This is a genomic window from Pseudomonas sp. 2995-1 (assembly GCF_002742505.1).
Lineage (GTDB): Bacteria > Pseudomonadota > Gammaproteobacteria > Pseudomonadales > Pseudomonadaceae > Aquipseudomonas > Aquipseudomonas sivasensis.
The window spans coordinates 1-954 of sequence record NZ_LJSA01000388.1 but is presented as its reverse complement, the minus strand read 5'-3'; the positions used below and the strand labels follow the sequence as shown (position 1 = coordinate 954).

Below are 954 nucleotides of genomic sequence, written 5' to 3'. Positions count from 1 at the left end.
GTCATCGGCGATGGTGAGCACCATACTTGCCGCTGATTTGTCGGTGGGGATCTGCTTGCCCTGGTCATCTTCGAGGAAAACCACGTCGAGGTAGTTTTGCTCTCCGCCGGAGAAGGCCACGTCCGAGATCTGCGGGATCTGCACCCAGGTCAGCACCTTGCGCATAGTACCTGCGCCGCCTGCCGCCGGGAAAACCTGAGTATCGGTGGTGTCGATACCTTCCAGGGTGATAGCCGTGGCGGTGGCCGCCTTCACGCGCACCACTTTGCTATCCAGTTTGCTCCAGCCGGAAGTGAGCAAAACGATATCGCCAGCAGCAATGGTGCCGCCGACAACAGTAGCCACCGCCTCGCTCGCATTGCTGATGGCAGCGAACGCCAGTGCCGCGCCGTAGGTTGCGGCGTGCTGGAAGGTGCCGCCGTTCGGGAGTTTGTAGCCCATGGGGTATTTCCTCTTTGCAGATGTGAAAAAACCCGCTCAATGGCGGGTCTCTGGGTTTGCCCAATGGGCGGGATCAGTTGGTGTCGGCTCGGTACAAGAACGAGACCGGGACGGTGTAGGTCGAAGCGCCAGTGATGCCTGGCCCTTGGTCAACTGGCGACATTGTCACCACGGTAACCGCGCCCTTCGTGTCCCGCGCGTAGAGAGGGAACAGGTCGGTCAGTTCTGATGCGATTGGATTAGTCTTGGCCTTGCCGGTGCCGACCGGCGCGATAATGCTCACTTGGAATACTCCGGTGAACAGCCGGTGATCGCCCCCGAGCGTGTTGCTCGCAGTGTCGCCCGGGATCGTGAAAGCCCGCAGATACGTCTCGCCCGCCGCCGGCGTGTAGGCCGTGTTCTCGAAGACGATCTTCAGCTTCTCCGACCTGACAGCGTTCCAGGCGATGAGCTTTGCCTCGCAGATCGAGGCGATGATTGCGTGACTCATACCTGGTTGTTCCTGATGGCCTC

At 60.5% G+C, this 954-nt stretch carries 2 protein-coding genes; both read right to left on the bottom strand.

The genetic code is table 11. From position 1 onward, the window contains the following. On the bottom strand, positions 1 to 441 hold a 441-nt coding region (locus AOA61_RS21215), incomplete at its 3' end, for a phage tail tube protein (protein ID WP_099602669.1). 73 nt (positions 442 to 514) lie between these two features. Then, complete coding sequence (locus tag AOA61_RS21210; protein ID WP_099602670.1) at positions 515 to 931, bottom strand: phage tail terminator-like protein; 417 nt, start codon at positions 929 to 931, stop codon at positions 515 to 517. Positions 932 to 954: the final 23 nt, after the last annotated feature.